The sequence below is a fragment of the Pseudarthrobacter ribosi genome (assembly GCF_055412865.1).
The window spans coordinates 1-15370 of record NZ_JBVAYZ010000012.1; the positions used below are offsets into that span (position 1 = coordinate 1).

Here is a 15370-nt window from a genome sequence, read left to right on the forward strand (position 1 = left end):
TCCAGCCACTCGGCGGTCTCTTCCGGATCACGATCAGGCAGCTGGTTAGTCAACCCGCTGAGGATATGGGAGGTCTCTTCTCCTGCAGCCACGTCCAACCTCTTTTCGTCGTTGAATGGTCGGCACAAGTTTTCATTCTGTGAGAGAACTTTCTTGCAGCTCGAGATTATCGACGCTGGCCGGGGCGCGTCAACATCGGCGCCGAGGCGCCGCGGGTCCGGCAGTCATAATCGGGTGGAAGGACCCGTCGGCCAGCGCGCCGACGGGATCTGGAAGGGCGCCACCGGCAGGGGCGCCGGAGAGCGCAGCGCAGTGCCGCACTGCCGGCCCGGGAGTCTAGGCGGGTGCTTAGAACCTAGACTGCCCGGTGCGCAGCCACGGATGCGCGTTCAATGGTGGGGCACGTGATCTTCACTAGGGTGTCGTTGGGAGCTTCGTCCAGGCCCAGCAGCATTCGTACTCCTGCCGCCCCGAGTTCGTAGTGGGGCAGTGACACCGTGGACAGTGGGGGCCGAAGGTGGGCTGCTATGACTTCCTGGTTGTCGAAACCGACGACGGCCATGTCGTCCGGGATGGACAGCCCGTTTTCCCGCAGGCCGTCGTAGAGGCCCATGGCCATTCGGTCGTTGTAGCAGTACACGGCGGTGACGTTACGTTTGAGCAGTTCTTCGGTCGCGCCGTATCCGCCTTCCTGGTCCGGATAGGCTTCCATGACCAGATGGGGGTCGAACGGAATTCCGGCAGCCCCCAGTGCTTCCTTATACCCCTGGAGCCGTCCGTCCTTGGCCGGGGCGGGGGTCGTGGCGTTGATGAAGGCGATGCGCGTGTGGCCGCCGCGGAGCAGGATTTCCGTGGCGGACTGCCCACCCTGTACTTCGTCGGGTACGACAGCGCGCGCCGTCCCGGACTCTGGAGAGAAACAGTTGACGAGGACGAAGTCCGCTTCGCGCAGTGTCTCCGGGATGTCGGTGGGCCGGTGGAACCAGGTGGAGTAGATGATGCCGCGGACCTTGTATTCGAGCATCATGGCGATGGCGTCCTGTTCCAGTTCGCGGTTGCCTTCGGTGTTGGCGATGAGGAGGGCGTACCCGTGTTTCCAGGCTTCGTCCTGGGCGCCGTGGATGATCTGGCCGGCGAAGGGGGTGGTGGCGACGCCGTCTGCGACCAGCCCGATGAACCGTGAGGTGCCGCTGACCAGGGTCTTGGCCATCGCGTTGGGGCGGTAACCGAGCTGCCGTATCGCGTCGTTGACGCGCAGGCGCGTCTCATCGGCAATGCGGGCGTTTTTCTTCTTGTTGATGACCAGCGAGACGGTGGCGGTGGACACGCCGGCTGCTTCAGCAACCTCGCGGAGGGTAACAGGATGGGCGCGGCCTATCTTGACAGGAACGTCGGGCGTGGCCGCGTTGCCTGGACTTTTCTCCTGCGAAATCATGTGCCCTCCATCAGGAGTATATCCGTCTGCCGTGGCCGTCATCCCTTCGTCCCGCCGCCTTCCAGGCCCTGGATCATTGCTTTGTTCAGCACGAGGAACACCAGCAGCAGCGGGGTGATGGTGATGCAGACGGCGGCGAACGTGGCCGTCCAGTCGGTCTTGCCCATGGCCCCGATGTAGTTCTGCAGGCCGAGCGGGATCGTCTTCAGCTCCTCCGAGAGGACGAAGGTGTTGGCGAAGATGAAGTCGTTCCAGATGAAGATGCTGTTCACCAGCACAACTGTCACGACGGTGTTCACCGACAGGGGGAGAGTAATCAGCCCGAAGATTCGGTAGGGTCCTGCGCCGTCAAGGGAGGCCGCCTCGTAGGTTTCCCGCGGGATGTACTCAAAGAAGGAGCAAAAGAGGTAGATCGACATCGGAAGGGCGAAGCCAGCCAGGGGGATGATCATCGACGGGTAGGTGTCGAGCAGGTTGATCGCGGCGTAGTCGATGAAGAGCGGTACGAGCGCGATCTGGACGGGCACGATGATGCCGATCAGGAACAGTCCCCTGACGAACCTGCTGAACCGGAAGCCCAGGACCTGGAGAGCATAGGCGGCCATCATTCCCAGGAGCACAATCAGGAAGTTCGCACCCATCGTGACGATGAAACTGTTGAGGATGTTCATTCCGAGATTGCCGGTTTCGAATGCCCGGGCATAGTTTTCAAACGTGATCGCCTTGGGGAGTGCGAAAGGGTCACCGGTTGCGAAGTCGAGTTCGGTGCGGAGGCTGGTGATGAACAGCCAGGCCAGAGGGTAGACCTGGACGATCACGATGAGGGCAATGATCACCTTTGTTAGCGTGCCGTGGAGGCTGGGGTTGCGTCGCCTGCGCAGCGGCGGCGGGTTGTCTGAGGGAGAGGGGTCTGGGGCCGTGATGGAACTGGTAGCCGGAGCTGCTGTCGCCGTCATGCGTCCGCCTTTCGTTTGAGCATGAAGAGGATGAGTCCGACGGCGACCAGGCACTCGACGACGATGAATACGGCGATGGTACTGGCGTAGCCGAAGTCGGTGCTCGTGAATGCCGTCTTGTACATATAGGTCGTCAGCAGTTCCGAGGACTGTCCGGGGCCGCCGTTCGTCATGAGGTACGGGATGTCGAATCCGCGCAGGCCGTACGTTGTTGCCATGATCGTGGTGGTGATCCAGACGGGCATGATGTGGGGGAAGCGGATCTTGGTGAACAGTTGCCACCGCGACGCGCCGTCGAGGCGGGCGGCTTCCTCAAGTTCCTGCGGGACGGACAGCAGTGCCGCATAGATGATGAGCATGTAGAGGCCGGTGAAGCGCCAGCCCTCTGGGGCCGATACGGCGGCGAGGACGGTGCTGATGTCAGAGAGCCAGGGGCGTTCGAGGGAGCCGAGGCCGATCCAGTGCAGGAACTGGTTGAGAAGGCCGGCCGGTTCGATCGAGTAGATGCGCGCGAAGAGGAATGCGATGGCCACGGTGGAGATCACTGCCGGCAGGAGGTAGAGAGTTTTAATTAGCTCGCGGCCGCGTCGCATTGAGGTGAGGAGGCTGGCGACGAGCAGGGCGCCGCCGAGCTGCAGGACCAGGCAGATTGCGAGATATCCGAGGGCGTTGAAAAAGGAGCGCCAGAAGATGTCGTCTCCGGTGAGCATCCGCACATAGTTGGCCAGCCCCACGAACTCCATGTCGCTGATGCCGTTCCAGGAGAAGAAACTGAGGAACAGGGACTGCATGATGGGGAACAGCACTGCGGCGCAGTAAAGCAGCAGGGGTGGGAGCAGGAAGACCAGGACAGAGAGTCGTGACCTATTGGGGAGCATGGCTAGGCCTTTCGGGTGGGGGCCGTAGCCCCCACCGCTGTGGTTATTTGAAGAACTTCGGGGCGTTCTGCGCGATGGTGCTGTCCATCGTGCTGGTGAACTGTTCGGGCGTGATGTTGCCCTGGACAAGGAGCACGAGCTCCTGCTGCAGCCTGCCGTTGGTTGTCGGATCGAGCTGGGTATCCCACGGCATTGCCTGTTCGTCCCCGAGATCGTCGGCCATTTCCAGCGCCTTCTTGTACAGGGGGGTGGCGTTGGCCGGTACGGCTGTCTCGACGTTGGTCGTGGGCGAGAGTGCACCGGTGGCCGCGTATTCGGACGGGTACTTCTCCAGCGCGAACTTCAGGAAGTCGCTCACGAGCGGGTCGTACGTCTTGGAGTTGACCGCCATTCCGATGCCGGAAGGGGAGACGAATTCGTTGGCCGCAGTGACTGATCCTTCAGCGGTCGGGAGGGTGAAGAAGTCGATGTCATCGCGCACTGTCGGGTTCAGCTTGTCTGTTGCCAGGCTGGGCAGTTCCCAGGTGCCGATGTTGTACATCGCTGCCTGGCCGGAGGTGAACTGGTTCTGGGCGTCGGAGTAGCCCTGTGACGAGAATCCGTCCTGGAAGCACTTGGCCTTGCCGAGCGAAGCCAGCCATTCGACGGTCTTCTGGCCTGCGGGGTCAGAGAACTTCGCTTCGCCCTTTTTGAGCTTCTGGATGAAATCCGGCCCGGCTTCACGGAACGGCTGGTAGGCGACATACCGCTCCAGAGGCCACTGGTCCTGGCCATCGATGGCGATCGGGGTGATGCCGGCTTCGCGCAGGGCGGTGCACATGGCGGGAATGTCATCGAGGGATTTCGGGGCGGACACTCCTGCCTTCTGCAGCAGGGCCTTGTTGTACCAGATGAACTCCAGCTCGAACTGGAATGGAATCATGTGCAGGGACCCGTCGTCGAAGCGCTGGTAGTCCAGCGCGCTGGGCCGGTAGCTGTCGTAGACGCCAAGGGATTTGAGCAGCTTTTCGGCGTCGACCATTTTCCCTTGCTTGGCCAGCTGCTGGGCGAACGGTGTGGCGTCGGTGTCGAAGAGCTCGGGCAGCTTGTTCGCGGCGGCCAGGGTCTCAAGCTTTTGGATGTAGGAGGGCCTGTCGGGGGTGGTGATGAGGTTCAGGGCGAAGCCCTGGTGGTCGTTGGCGTACTCGTCGGCGAGCTTCTTCATGATGTTGATGACGGCCCCGTCAGCCGGCCGGGAGAGCAGCCACGAGATTTCACGGGCTTTGACCTCCCCGGTGGGGCTGACGTTGGAAGGGTCGCTGGCACCTCCGCCGCCGCAGGCTGTCAAGGCCAAGGCAGCGACGGCTGCGACGGCGGCAGCACGGAATAGTTTATTCATTTCGGCAATCTCCCTTGATTGGAACAGAGGTGGGGTGGGGATATTTAGTTGTCGGTGCGCTTACGTATCTCAAGATTGGTGACGGTGACGGATCCTTCGCCCGTGAAAAGGCCGATCCGGCCCGCGGGCAGGTCGTAGACTCGGGTGCTGAGCGCTACCTGCCGGTCGACGACGGCGACGCACAGGTCTCCGTCGACGATGACCTCCAGGGTGTGCTCGCCCGGAGCCAAGTCGCATGGGCGCTCCAGCTCGATGTCGAACGGAACGTCTCCGGACACGTGCCATTGGGCGTTTCCTGTGGTCGCGCGTGGCCAGCGGTCGAAGACGAGCCGGCCGCGTCTCGGTTCCAAGCGCAGAATGTAGGATTGGTCCCCGTCTTGGCTGGAGCGCAGCAACAGCCCGCATTCGGTCGTGTTGGGGGCGATGTCCAGCACGGCCTTGGCATAGAACTGGCCGGGCAGTTCTTCGTCGGATATGACAGCGGTGTACCCGTCCGGTACGTCCAGTCGTGTGGGCAGGTCATTGGTAAGGGATACCGGGATGTCTTCCCAGAAGCTGTCCACGAGTTCATCGGCGAAAGAAAATCCCAGGGTTCCGTCCGGGTTTTGGCGGGCTTCCAGAATGGCCATCGTGCCGGCCCACTGCCAAGGTCCCTGATCGGTATTGCCTTCCTTGCTGGCGATCCACCCGAAGAAGAAGCGGCGCCCCTCGCGCTCTGCTGTCTTGGATGCGTAGAACGCGCGGCCGTCGATGCTGTCAAGGTTCGGCACGGTCCAGGGCCCGTCGGGGCTCTTGGCCATGCGGTACCGGGTAGTGAACGATTCCGAGAACTCGGAGTACACCATGTACCACCAGTCGCCCCAAGCGAAAACGTCCGGGCATTCATGCGTAATGTAACGGCGCGGATCCCAGAAGGGGTCGGTGTGCTGCCAGGTCATCAGGTCTCTGGACACACACTGGGCAATGACACCCCGACGCCGTTCCGGCCCGTCGGAATGCCGTGCCGCCAACAGCATCCGCCACTGGTTCTTGCTTTCATCCCGGAACACGAAAGGATCCCGCCAGTCCCCCGACTCATATCCGTCCGGAGCACCAAACGTGAGTTCCGGGTGCTTCACCCACGTCTGCATACCGTCAGTGCTCGAGGCGTGCATGACCAGCTGCACGGGCGTACCGTCAGGGCCGAGATTCAGGGGGTTCTGGCCTGTGTAGAACAGATGGTGCATGCCGGTATCGTCGACGACGATGCTGCCCGTATAGGCGTTGAAGTCCAGATCGGTTTCGCTGCCGTGATGCAAAGAAACGCCATGGTCCTCAAACTGCGTGAGGTCCTTTGTGGTGACAAGGTGCCATGAGGTGCCGGGTTTAGGATCCGAGCGGTCTTCGTGAAGGTAGAAGAGCCAGAACTCTCCGTCCCTCTCGAAAGGGATAAGATCTCCAACCCATCCATCGTTGGGCTGGAAGAAGAGTGAGCGTTTCATCTGCGCTGATGTCCATTCTGCTAAAGCGTTTGATCACTGAAAATTAGCGTAAATAGTCTTGCTGATCAAGCGTTTTAGCAGAAAGTTTTCATTTGCTTCGGTGATCTCAGTCTAAGGACACCCTGGCTGGACCGTGACCCTCTGGGCTAGCGACAAACTCTTTTGATTAAACGCTTGACCATGGCCTGCGAATCCGACTATCGTCCTGCGTAACCGATGAGTCCATGCCTCTTGACCACCGCATCTACATGTCAGCGGCACGACATTTTCACGATCACCGGTCGACGTTTCTCTAGCCCGAAAAGCGCGCAGCGTGGCTGCCCGGGACCTCGCCATGGCCCACCCCCGATGCGTCTTCGCTACCACCACGTTCAGCTGGCAAGGGCGCCCGCCGAAAACTTGAGAGGAAACCAATTTATGAGGCACGACATCTCACGACGCACTGTCCTGCAAGGTACGGGCGTCGGGGCTCTTACTCTTTTCGCTAGCAGCGCCGCACCCGTTGCAGCACACGCCCAGTCTTCCCTTAGGGCGGTCTATCATATGACTCCGCCCTCGGGCTGGCTGTGCGACCCGCAGCGCCCCGTTTGTGCCGCCGGCGCTTACCAGGTTTACTACCTGCATTCCGGGCAAAATAATGGTCCTGGCGGATGGGACCATGCGACGACCAGTGATGGCGTGTCTTTCACCCACCACGGCGTGGTGATGCCCTTGCAGCCCGATTTCCCGGTGTGGTCGGGATCGGCCGTCGTCGACACCGCCAACACCGCTGGCTTCGGCGCAGGAGCGGTGATCGCACTCGCGACCCAGCCGACCGACGGGATCCGCAAGTACCAGGAGCAGTACCTCTATTGGTCGACCGACGGCGGCTTCACGTTCACAGCCCTCCCCGAACCGGTGATCGTCAACACCGACGGCCGCACCGCCACGACACCAGCCGAGGTCGAGAACGCAGAGTGGTTCCGCGACCCCAAGATCCACTGGGACGGGGTACGCAGCGAATGGGTGTGCGTGATTGGGCGGGCGCGCTTTGCCGCCTTTTACACTTCGCCGAACCTGCGGAATTGGCAATGGAAATCCAACTTCGACTACCCGAACCCGGCGCTCGGCGGGATCGAGTGCCCCGATCTGTTCGAGATGACCGCTGGCGACGGCACGCGGCACTGGGTGCTCGGCGCGAGCATGGATGCCTACAGTATCGACCTGCCGATGACCTATGCGTATTGGACGGGGGCCTGGAACGGCACGGTGTTTATCGCCGACAACCTCACGCCGCAGTGGCTCGACTGGGGATGGGACTGGTACGCCGCTGTCACATGGCCCTCGGTCGATGCGCCGGAGACAAAACGTCTGGCAATCGCCTGGATGAACAACTGGAAATACGCGGCCCGCGACGTACCCACCGATGCATCCGACGGGTACAACGGGCAGAACTCGATCGTGCGGGAACTGCGGCTCGAGCACCAATCGGGCGGCTGGTACAGCTTGCTAAGTACCCCCGTTGAGGCGCTTTCGGGCTACGTCACCGCGACCACCACGCTCCCCGATCGCACGGTCAACGGCAGCTCCGTGCTGCCGTGGAGTGGGCGCGCCTATGAGCTCGAGCTCGACATCTCATGGGACGCGGCTACGAACGTCGGGGTCTCGGTCGGCCGATCATCAGACGGATTGCGTCATACGAACATTGGCAAGTACGGCGCCGAGCTTTACGTCGACCGTGCGCCCTCGGACCAGAGCGGATACTCGCTCGCGCCTTACTCGCGTGCTGCCGCGCCTATCGACGCCAACACGCGATCAGTGCACCTGCGCATCTTTGTCGATACACAGAGCGTAGAAGTGTTCGTGAACGCCGGGCACACGGTGCTTTCGCAGCAAGTGCACTTCGCCGACGTCGCCACCGGTATATCGTTTTACGCCGACGGCGGCCCGGCGGACTTCACCGGAATCAGAATCCGCGAGTTCGGCAGCCCCATCTAGCGGGCTGCCGGACGCGCGGAAAGGCCCGCGGCATCGCCGCGGGCCCGTCCTGTTGTGGCCGTTTCAGGCCAGGTCAGCTGCCCCGGTAGGTGGAATACGCGAACGGGCTCAGCAGGAGCGGCACATGGTAGTGCGCCTCCGACTCCACCACGCCAAAGGTGAGGGTGACCTCGGGGAAGAACGTTTCCGTGCCGCTCGCGGCGAAGTACCTTCCCGTGTCGAAGGCCAGGCGGTAAGTCCCCGTCGGAAGCCGGTCCGCTCCCAGTTCTTTGATGCGCCCGTCCGCGTCCGTGGCGCCCTCGGCGATCTGGACCCAGCGTTCGCCGTCGAGCATGTGGAGGGTGACCGGGACGTCCGCCGCAGGCTTGCCGGAGCCGGTGTCGAGTACATGGGTGGTGACGTGGGACATGCTCATTTTTCCATCAGTCCTTCGAGCCGGAGCACTGCGATTTCCCGCAACTGCTCGCCAATAATGGCCTGTTCTTGCGCGGGCGTGTGGCCGAGCCTGGTGTTGAGCGCGGCCAGGATCTCCGCGCGGCTGCGGCCGGCGGCGCGGATCAGGAACACCTGCCCGAACTTCTCTTCGTAGACCCGGTTGCCTTCCGCCAGGGCTTCAGCGACGGCCGCGTCGGCCTCGCCGAGCCCGGCCTGTTCCGACTGGGAGAGCCTGGCCTCCGTGCTGTTGCCCCGGGCCCGCTCGCCGATCCGCGGGTGGTGGGCGAGTGCAGCGTCGATCTCCGCGGGCGTGAACGGGTCGGCCGCGGCGCGGCCCGCTCCCAGAAGTGCTTCGAGGCCGGGATAGGGCCGCGCGTCGGTCAGTCTGTCGATCCAGCGCTGGATGTCCAGGCAGGGCCGGAGGGCATCGGCGGCCTCGGTGCGGCTGGCCGCGTTGAACTGTTCAAGGTGCATGAGGCAAGTCCTCGCGTTGTGATGCTGGCATCCACGGTGTAGGGCTATGCGGACAATACATTCCGCATCATGGAACTGTTATTTCAGCATATGCAAAAGTGAACCGCACCCGCGTGCCGGTGTCAACTTCCGGGTCAGCGGTCGACCGCGGAGAGCATCCGGAGCGCCACAGGGTTCAGGCGAAGCGGCCCGGACGCGGATCCGCTCCCCACGTTAGTGTGGGAAGCATCGAATCCGCGGATGAAAGGCAGTGTTGTGAGTGAACCGAAAGAGCCCAGCACCGACCCGGCTGGCCTGCGTGGCCCGGGTGATCCGGACGCCGTCGAGTCTCGAGACGCCGTCGAGGCTTACCAGCCGCACGCCGAGCCCGGCCAGGCCGGCAACATCCGCGAGGAACAACTGACCCAGGCCGCCGGAACGGTGCCCGCCGCCTACCTCGGATCCGGTAGCCCCGAGGCGGAGGAGAAGCCGGAAGACGCAGCCGACGCCGGCATGTGGGACGACGAAACCTAGACCCTGGGCGCTGCCGTTGCGTGACAGCTGATTCATAGGTCCGGCATAGCTGGCGTGGCAACCATGGAACAGCACGAGCCGCGGCAGCCCGGTTACCCTCGCGCCGGCGGCACGGTCTCCCGGCGGCGTTCCCGGGCGTTCCGCCGTGGCCGCGCAGTCATCGTGGCCACGCGGGGCTGGCGGACTACGCGGCCGCGATGGGCGTGGACTACGCCCCCACCAGCAACACGCTTACGCCCGCGGAGATGGCCCGCATCCTGGCCGGGCTCTACAACGGGACGCTGCTGGAACCCGGCAACACCGCGCAGCTGCTGGGCTACATGCAGGACGCTAACTATGAAACGCTCATCCCGGCCGCCGTCCCGGCCGGGATCACCGTCTTCCACAAATACGGGCTGCTGGGCGGGGAGCTGCACGACGCCGGCATCCTCGCCCAGGACGGTCACGCCTACGCCCTCGTGACCTACGCCAAGGGTGATGACCTGAGCAGCGTCCCCGAGCTGACCGACGTCATCCACGAAGTGACGGCGGCCGTGGCGGGCGCCCTGTTCTAGGGGTCGCCCGCCCGGGGCGGCGTCGGCGGCGTCCGGCGGTCCGGGGGCACTTTGCGGCCGTCCGGCGTCGAATTGGCCGACGGCGACCCGGCGTTTCGTGTCGAAGTGCCCCCGGACGGCAGGGGACAGCGCCGGACGGACCCGCGGCGGGCGTCATGCCACGGTTTCGGGCAGGAAGGGAGCCAGGGGACACGTCCCCTGGCTCTCGGTGCGCAGTCGCGTGGGCTGCCGGACTACCAGCTGTGGATCTTGGCCACGTCGCTCTTTTCCCAGCGGGTCCAATCGGACCAATTGTCGCTGTTGCCGCTGCGGACGCGGAAAGAGACGAGTTCGTAGGCCTCTTCACTGCCCCGGCGGTCCAGGTTCGGCACGCGGTCGTAGCTGTGAATCGTCACGGAGTCGTCACGGTGATCGAATGACTTCCAGAACGTGGACTTCCCGAGGAAATCGTCATTCCGGCCGCGGTCATCTTCGAAGCGAAGCTGGCGGATCTCCACCTTCTTGTTGCCATTGCAGTCCACATAGATCCGGAAGTCCACTCTGACTTTGCTTCGGTCTTTGCTGTCGTGCTTGACGGGCTTGAGCGGATCGACTGTGCAGCCGCGTTCGGAGGTTGACGCAACGGCCGGCCCGGCCGCTGCAATAGGTCCCCCGATGAGCCCCAGGGCGACAGCCGGGATCAGCGCGATCCTGGCCGCCCGGGAGCGGGTCTTTTTCGGTGAGTTGGTGATGGACATTTTCTTGGTTCTTCTGCCTGATGATGCGATTCTGTTGCTTTGGACGGCGTCTGCCCGCCCTGATTTCTCCGCGGTACCTCTGAAATCAGGCGGCGGCCTTCCATTCCAGTTTCAATTAGCTCGCCCGTACTCTGCGGGGAGTCGAGGCGGCGTCCACTCGTGGATGTGAGGGACCCTGTGGATTAATCCACCGTCTGCCGCAACCCAAGATCAATAGGCGGGTCCGGACGGACCAGCGATTCTGCCTCGGCGGTCCCGGGGCACTTTGGGCCGGGCCTGGGGGTTTGAACGGGACCTCAGAGGAAGGCGCTGGAGCGCTGCGCCGGCTGGAAGTAGTCAGTCAGGAATCCCGCCAGGCTACTGACCAGGACCAGAATGAGCGCCGGCAGGAGCGTGACCGGCCCGACGAAGTCGCGGATGTCCACTCTGAAGAGGAGCATCAGGATGACCGCGATGAGAACATAGGACACAGCCAATACTGTTCCGATCGTTGTGATCTTCTTCCCCCGTGTCCGCCTCCTCTTCTTGGGGAACTGCTGCGCGTACTCCTCGGCTGTACCGAATTCGGCTTCCGCGGGAGTCCCGGCAGCGGCCTCGTGTGAGCGCACCTCATCGAGTGCTTCGACGATCTCGGCTTCGGACAGCCCGCGCACTCTCAGGTTGAAAGTCAGTTTGCGCTCGTAGCTCATGGCTGTTCCTGTCGGGTCGTCCGGATATTGGTGAGCGCCTGGCCCATCCGGTGCCAGGCTGTTTCCGAGCGCTCCAGTGCATGCCGGCCCTGCCCGGTGAGTGTGAACTGCTTGCGGCCCGGACCTGCCTGCTCGTGCTGCCAGGTGTGCTCCACGAGGCCCTGGTCCTCCAGCCTCTTCAGCAGGGGGTACAGCGTTCCGCCCTTGATGCGGGTGAAGCCGTGCTGCCGGAGGACCTCGGCGATGGCATAGCCATGATTTTCACCGTGGCTGAGCACCGCGAGCACTGCCTGCGGCAGCGCCGCACGCGTCAGCTCCTGATCAAAGTCGATGTCATCCACTAATAGATAGTGTCACTAACTAGATAGTTGTGCAATCTGAATTGGCGATTCATTCCGCGGCCGCGCAAGCGCTTCCGTAAGCCGGTGGAACCACCGCAGAAGGCGGCCACGAAGCGCTGAACCCCGCACGCCGGGCGGCGTCGAAATGGACGACGCCAGCCCGGCGTTTCGTGTCAACGTGCCCCCGGGCGGCACAAGCTCCCTCAGGGCTGAGTCCGGATTGCCTCAGTCGGCCGCCCGGAGGGCCCCGGGCCGGCTCACGCTACGCCTGCGGCTTCGCCAGGAACGCCAGCAGCACCTCGTTGACCTCGGCGGCGTGGGTCCAGAGCATGCCGTGCGGGGCGCCCTCGATCTCCACGTACTCGGCGCTGGGCATGGCCTTGGTGAACAGGCGACCCGTGGCGTCGATCGGCAGGATCCTGTCCGCGGTGCCGTGGACGATCAGTGTGGGGACATCGATCTTGGGGATGTCGGCGCGGAAGTCGGTGAGCCAGGTGGGCTGCGCGGCTGACGACGCGGTGGGCCCGCCCGAGGTGGCAAGGTTCCAGCCTGCGCGAAGAACTTCCTCGCTGAGCCGGGGCGTGCCGAGGAACGTGTCGCTGTTGTAGAAGTTCTTGAAGAACTCGGTGAAGTAGGCGTAGCGGTCGGTGGTGACAGCTTCCATTAGGCCGTCGAACACGGCCTGGGGGACGCCGTCGGGGTTGTCCTCTGCCTGCACGAGGTAGGGCTCCAGCGAGCTGAGGAACGCGGCCCTCGCCACCCGGGCCGAGCCGTACGTGCCGAGATACCGGCCCACCTCGCCGGTTCCCATCGAGAAGCCGACCAGCACGGTGTCGTTCAGGTCCAGGCTGGTGAGCAGGGTGTTGAGGTCGGCGGAGAGGGTGTCGTAGTCGTAGCCGTCGGTGGGCTTGCTGGACTGGCCGAAGCCGCGGCGGTCGTAGGTGATGACCCGGTAGCCGGCGCCCAGCAGGGCCGTGGTCTGCTTCTCCCAGGACGATCCGTCCAGCGGGTAGCCGTGGATCAGGACCACGGGCTGCCCGCTGCCGTGGTCCTCGTAGTAGAGCTCGACGTCGGTGCTGTTCTCGGTTCCAGCCTTGATGTAAGCCATGTCAGCGGTCCTCTCGGTACGGTTCGGAAGTCAGTTCGTGCAGGAGCGGCCCAGTGCTGGTGCCACTGTACGGAACCAACGCCGACAGACAACAGGGTGTTCCCGCAGGATGGCGGGGCGTCAAGAGCGCCGACCGCTGCAAGGGCCACGAAGGTGAAGTCAGCGCCAGGACCGGCTTCTTCGCCAGGCTCTTCGGCCGCTAACCCGGTTCTCCAGCACGGAGGGACCCGTTGCGCATTGTGCGGCGGGGCTCCGCGCGTTAGCGGCCCGGGTATTTACGGCCCGGCGTGAGCGCCCTCCGCGCTTACCCGGACCCCGCGCCAGCCGCCGCCCTACTCCAGCAGAGCCTTCGTGACCACACCCGTCAGCTCGTGGATCATGGCCAGGCGCTGCTCGCTCCCGCCGTCCTCGCCCCAGCTGTAGATGGTTAGCGCGTAGGACCGGTCGCCGGAGCTCAGAATCGCCGCGTCGTGGAGGTAACCGTCCAGCTGGCCGTACTTGTGCTGCACCGTGATGCCCGGGCCGACGGCAGCCGGAATGAGCCGTTCGTTGTTCGTCTGCTGCATGTAGCCGAGCAGTTCCTGCGTGTGTTCCGCGGTCAGCAGCTTGCCCGTGGACAGCTGCTTGAGCAGATCCGCCATCTCGGCCGGGGTCAGCAGGTTCTGTTCCGGGTCGTAGCTGATCCCGATCGATTTGGCGTACTCGATCAGCTGGGGGTAGCCGATGTCCTGCATCAACAGCAGCCAGGCGTCGTTGCTGCTCGCGTTGACCATCGCCTGGATCTGGAATGCGGCGTTGTAGCTCCCCAGCGCCACGTCCAAGGTCTTCTCGCCGGTCTCCACGAGGTGGTAGTAGGCAGCCGCCGTGATGATCTTGGCGGTGCTGGCGGCCACAAACTCGGACTCGTCGCCGTAGCTGCGCGGCTCCCCGCCGTGGGTATCCGCGAGGACGACGCCGATCCGGTAGCCGGAGTTGTCGGCCAGGACCCGCCGCACCTCGGCGTCGAGGGCGTCGAGGTCGACGGCGGCCTGCGGGGCCTCCGCCGCCGGGGTCTCGGCCGCGGGCTGTTCCTCCCACTGGTCGTGCCACGTGTTCTCCGGGCCGGCGACGAAGTCCGTCCCGGGAACCGGCCCGGTGCGGACGGCGGCGAGGGTCGCCATGCCCACCAGCAGCAGGGCCGTGGCCGCCCAGACCAGGAGCAGCTTCCCCCGGGGAGTGAGGGACTTGGCGGCCGGACGGGAGGGTCCCGAGGTGTTCATGGTGCAGGACCTTTCGGGTCAGTAAGTGAGGGGTTTCCTGCAATGTATGCCCGGGCACTGGGCATGTCCAAATGCCGCGCGGGGCAGTGCGAAGATGAGGGCAAACTCCCGGCCGGATCGGGACCGGACGTGTGACGCGGCGCACGGCGCAAGCACCATCCAAGAGCCCCTGGACCATTAGGCTGGCAGCTATGCCGAGGAAAATAATCGTGAGCCTGCCGGACCCGACCCTGCGGGAGTACCTGACGCCCCACCCCGACGTCGCCGTCCTCGAGTGGGACCTGACCGGGGAACCGCCCCGGCCGCGCCTCGACATCGTGGTCCAGCCCTATATGGGCGGTACGGAGGTCCTGCGCGGCCTGGAAGCGGTGGACACCGGGCTCGTGCAGAGCCAGTCAATCGGCTACGACGGCGTCGTGGACTCGCTGCCCGCGGGCCGGGTGTTCGCCAACGCCGCCGGCGTCCACGAGACCTCCACCGCCGAGCTGACCCTGGCCCTGATCCTGGCCAGCCAGCGTGAGTTCCCGCGGCTGCTGCAGAACCAGCGTGAGGGCCGCTGGGAGACCCGGCCCACCGCCAGCCTCGCGGACCGGCGGGTACTGATCGTCGGCTACGGCGGCGTCGGCAAGGCGATCGAGGACCGCCTGCTGCCCTTTGAAACCACCGTCACCAGAGTGGCCAGCAGGGAACGGACGGACCCGCGCGGCCACGTCCACGGCATCGCGGAGCTGCACACCCTGCTGCCGGAGCACGACATCGTGATCGTGGGCGTTCCGCTCAGCGACGCCACCCACCACCTCATCGACGACGCCTTCCTCGCAGCCATGCCCGACGGCGCCCTGGTCGTCAACGTGGCCCGCGGGCCGGTCGCGGACACCGAGGCCCTGGTCCGGCACACCGGCTCCGGCCGGATCCGTGCCGCCCTGGACGTCACAGATCCCGAGCCGCTGCCGCAGGACCATCCGCTGTGGCGGACGCCCGGCGTCATCATCAGCCCGCACGTGGGCGGGGCGAGTTCGGCGATGCGCCCGCGGATGGGGAAGCTGCTGCAGCGCCAGATCGAGCTCATGCTGGGGGGCGAACCGCCGGTCAACGTGGTGCTGGGCGGCTAAGTCAGCCAGGGGTGAAGACGCAGACCTCGTTGCCCTCCGGGTC

At 64.4% G+C, this 15370-nt stretch carries 17 protein-coding genes; 5 read left to right on the plus strand and 12 right to left on the minus strand.

Going from position 1 to position 15370, the window contains the following annotated elements; translation table 11 throughout:
* Nucleotides 1-355 precede the first annotated feature (355 nt).
* From ACZYZ5_RS12900 to ACZYZ5_RS12920, 5 genes are read right to left on the minus strand one after another with little or no spacing between them, the layout of a single operon-like run.
* Entirely contained in the window at nt 356-1435 is a 1080-nt protein-coding gene (locus tag ACZYZ5_RS12900) for a LacI family DNA-binding transcriptional regulator (protein ID WP_463902138.1), read from the minus strand.
* Between the two features lie 38 nt (nt 1436-1473).
* Complete coding sequence (locus tag ACZYZ5_RS12905) at nt 1474-2391, minus strand: carbohydrate ABC transporter permease (RefSeq protein WP_463902139.1); 918 nt, start codon at nt 2389-2391, stop codon at nt 1474-1476.
* Nucleotides 2388-3269: a carbohydrate ABC transporter permease gene (locus ACZYZ5_RS12910; protein ID WP_463902141.1), complete on the minus strand. Its 882-nt coding sequence runs from the start codon at nt 3267-3269 to the stop codon at nt 2388-2390. Before ACZYZ5_RS12910 ends, ACZYZ5_RS12905 begins: the two co-directional genes overlap by 4 nt.
* Before the next feature lie 43 nt (nt 3270-3312).
* Complete coding sequence (locus tag ACZYZ5_RS12915; RefSeq protein ID WP_463902142.1) at nt 3313-4647, minus strand: ABC transporter substrate-binding protein; 1335 nt, start codon at nt 4645-4647, stop codon at nt 3313-3315.
* 44 nt (nt 4648-4691) lie between these two features.
* Nucleotides 4692-6128, minus strand: coding sequence for a glycoside hydrolase family protein (locus ACZYZ5_RS12920; protein ID WP_463902143.1), 1437 nt, complete (start codon nt 6126-6128; stop codon nt 4692-4694).
* Between the two features lie 417 nt (nt 6129-6545).
* On the opposite strand from ACZYZ5_RS12920, the gene ACZYZ5_RS12925 reads away from it, so the two are divergent.
* Complete coding sequence (locus ACZYZ5_RS12925) at nt 6546-8105, plus strand: glycoside hydrolase family 32 protein (RefSeq protein WP_463902144.1); 1560 nt, start codon at nt 6546-6548, stop codon at nt 8103-8105.
* A gap of 73 nt (nt 8106-8178) precedes the next feature.
* Here ACZYZ5_RS12925 and uraH read toward each other — a convergent pair whose 3' ends face one another.
* Nucleotides 8179-8520 (minus strand): hydroxyisourate hydrolase, encoded by a 342-nt coding sequence (gene uraH / locus ACZYZ5_RS12930; RefSeq protein ID WP_463902145.1) that lies wholly within the window; start codon nt 8518-8520, stop codon nt 8179-8181.
* A complete protein-coding gene (uraD, locus tag ACZYZ5_RS12935; RefSeq protein ID WP_463902146.1) occupies nt 8517-9014 on the minus strand; it encodes a 2-oxo-4-hydroxy-4-carboxy-5-ureidoimidazoline decarboxylase in 498 nt (165 codons plus the stop codon). The genes uraH and uraD overlap by 4 nt, the downstream gene beginning before the upstream one ends.
* Nucleotides 9015-9269: 255 nt before the next feature.
* On the opposite strand from uraD, the gene ACZYZ5_RS12940 reads away from it, so the two are divergent.
* Nucleotides 9270-9527 carry a hypothetical protein gene (locus ACZYZ5_RS12940; RefSeq protein ID WP_463902147.1) on the plus strand — a complete coding sequence of 86 codons (258 nt, stop codon included), beginning with the start codon at nt 9270-9272 and terminating at the stop codon, nt 9525-9527.
* A gap of 197 nt (nt 9528-9724) precedes the next feature.
* Nucleotides 9725-10081 carry a serine hydrolase gene (locus tag ACZYZ5_RS12945; RefSeq protein ID WP_463902148.1) on the plus strand — a complete coding sequence of 119 codons (357 nt, stop codon included), beginning with the start codon at nt 9725-9727 and terminating at the stop codon, nt 10079-10081.
* Nucleotides 10082-10314: 233 nt separating this feature from the next.
* Here ACZYZ5_RS12945 and ACZYZ5_RS12950 read toward each other — a convergent pair whose 3' ends face one another.
* From ACZYZ5_RS12950 to ACZYZ5_RS12965, 4 genes are all read right to left on the minus strand, one after another.
* Nucleotides 10315-10818: a hypothetical protein gene (locus ACZYZ5_RS12950; protein ID WP_463902149.1), complete on the minus strand. Its 504-nt coding sequence runs from the start codon at nt 10816-10818 to the stop codon at nt 10315-10317.
* A gap of 296 nt (nt 10819-11114) precedes the next feature.
* A complete protein-coding gene (locus ACZYZ5_RS12955; RefSeq protein ID WP_463902150.1) occupies nt 11115-11507 on the minus strand; it encodes a DUF1129 domain-containing protein in 393 nt (130 codons plus the stop codon).
* The gene (locus ACZYZ5_RS12960; RefSeq protein WP_463902151.1) at nt 11504-11848 is read right to left on the minus strand and encodes a PadR family transcriptional regulator; all 345 of its coding nucleotides are present in this window, start codon (nt 11846-11848) and stop codon (nt 11504-11506) included. Before ACZYZ5_RS12960 ends, ACZYZ5_RS12955 begins: the two co-directional genes overlap by 4 nt.
* A gap of 262 nt (nt 11849-12110) precedes the next feature.
* On the minus strand, nt 12111-12956 hold the full coding sequence (locus tag ACZYZ5_RS12965) for an alpha/beta fold hydrolase (protein ID WP_463902152.1): 846 nt from the start codon (nt 12954-12956) through the stop codon (nt 12111-12113).
* A 53-nt stretch (nt 12957-13009) separates the two neighbouring features.
* Here ACZYZ5_RS12965 and ACZYZ5_RS12970 point away from each other — a divergent pair, with 53 nt between their 5' ends.
* A complete protein-coding gene (locus ACZYZ5_RS12970; protein WP_463902153.1) occupies nt 13010-13159 on the plus strand; it encodes a hypothetical protein in 150 nt (49 codons plus the stop codon).
* Nucleotides 13160-13288: 129 nt separating this feature from the next.
* Here ACZYZ5_RS12970 and ACZYZ5_RS12975 read toward each other — a convergent pair whose 3' ends face one another.
* The gene (locus ACZYZ5_RS12975; protein WP_463902154.1) at nt 13289-14215 is read right to left on the minus strand and encodes a serine hydrolase; all 927 of its coding nucleotides are present in this window, start codon (nt 14213-14215) and stop codon (nt 13289-13291) included.
* A 191-nt stretch (nt 14216-14406) separates the two neighbouring features.
* Between ACZYZ5_RS12975 and ACZYZ5_RS12980 the strand changes: the two genes are divergently transcribed.
* A complete protein-coding gene (locus ACZYZ5_RS12980) occupies nt 14407-15327 on the plus strand; it encodes a 2-hydroxyacid dehydrogenase (RefSeq protein WP_463902155.1) in 921 nt (306 codons plus the stop codon).
* The last annotated feature ends 43 nt before the right edge of the window (nt 15328-15370 follow it).

What these genes read in the sequence shown, in the direction of transcription:
- ACZYZ5_RS12900 (WP_463902138.1), bottom strand. Translation starts at nt 1,435, where the DNA reads ATGATTTCGCAGGAGAAAAGTCCAGGCAACGCGGCCACGCCCGACGTT.
- ACZYZ5_RS12905 (WP_463902139.1), bottom strand. Translation starts at nt 2,391, where the DNA reads ATGACGGCGACAGCAGCTCCGGCTACCAGTTCCATCACGGCCCCAGAC.
- ACZYZ5_RS12910 (WP_463902141.1), bottom strand. Translation starts at nt 3,269, where the DNA reads ATGCTCCCCAATAGGTCACGACTCTCTGTCCTGGTCTTCCTGCTCCCA.
- ACZYZ5_RS12915 (WP_463902142.1), bottom strand. Translation starts at nt 4,647, where the DNA reads ATGAATAAACTATTCCGTGCTGCCGCCGTCGCAGCCGTCGCTGCCTTG.
- ACZYZ5_RS12920 (WP_463902143.1), bottom strand. Translation starts at nt 6,128, where the DNA reads ATGAAACGCTCACTCTTCTTCCAGCCCAACGATGGATGGGTTGGAGAT.
- ACZYZ5_RS12925 (WP_463902144.1), top strand. Translation starts at nt 6,546, where the DNA reads ATGAGGCACGACATCTCACGACGCACTGTCCTGCAAGGTACGGGCGTC.
- uraH (WP_463902145.1), bottom strand. Translation starts at nt 8,520, where the DNA reads ATGAGCATGTCCCACGTCACCACCCATGTACTCGACACCGGCTCCGGC.
- uraD (WP_463902146.1), bottom strand. Translation starts at nt 9,014, where the DNA reads ATGCACCTTGAACAGTTCAACGCGGCCAGCCGCACCGAGGCCGCCGAT.
- ACZYZ5_RS12945 (WP_463902148.1), top strand. Translation starts at nt 9,725, where the DNA reads ATGGGCGTGGACTACGCCCCCACCAGCAACACGCTTACGCCCGCGGAG.
- ACZYZ5_RS12950 (WP_463902149.1), bottom strand. Translation starts at nt 10,818, where the DNA reads ATGTCCATCACCAACTCACCGAAAAAGACCCGCTCCCGGGCGGCCAGG.
- ACZYZ5_RS12955 (WP_463902150.1), bottom strand. Translation starts at nt 11,507, where the DNA reads ATGAGCTACGAGCGCAAACTGACTTTCAACCTGAGAGTGCGCGGGCTG.
- ACZYZ5_RS12965 (WP_463902152.1), bottom strand. Translation starts at nt 12,956, where the DNA reads ATGGCTTACATCAAGGCTGGAACCGAGAACAGCACCGACGTCGAGCTC.
- ACZYZ5_RS12975 (WP_463902154.1), bottom strand. Translation starts at nt 14,215, where the DNA reads ATGAACACCTCGGGACCCTCCCGTCCGGCCGCCAAGTCCCTCACTCCC.
- ACZYZ5_RS12980 (WP_463902155.1), top strand. Translation starts at nt 14,407, where the DNA reads ATGCCGAGGAAAATAATCGTGAGCCTGCCGGACCCGACCCTGCGGGAG.